Here is a 255-nt window from a genome sequence, read left to right on the forward strand (position 1 = left end):
GCATTCCTCAAATATTACCCTTGGTAGCTTACCTTTTTCGTTTTCTGCGATAAAAATATGTTTAAACTCTTCCGTATAAGTGATTCCTTTTGCACTTACAGATTTAACGTACTTATTAGCTGATAGTCGTTTTATCTCTTTCTCTGTAAAAATCCTATTACTCATAAAAAATCTCCAGTCCCATGTTGTTTTTTCTCTAGTTGTGTTTCTTTATTATACAAAAAAGCACCCTATAGGTAGACTTTTTTTAGTGTC

At 31.8% G+C, this 255-nt stretch carries 1 protein-coding gene; it reads right to left on the reverse strand.

The genetic code is table 11. From position 1 onward, the window contains the following. Nucleotides 1–165 (reverse strand): HTH domain-containing protein (locus M3600_RS28765; protein WP_396953858.1); only part of this gene is annotated, 165 nt, incomplete at its 3' end. Between the last annotated feature and the right edge of the window lie 90 nt (nt 166–255).

It is taken from the genome of Niallia sp. MER 6, assembly GCF_023714395.1.
In the GTDB taxonomy this organism is placed as follows: domain Bacteria; phylum Bacillota; class Bacilli; order Bacillales; family Cytobacillaceae; genus Niallia.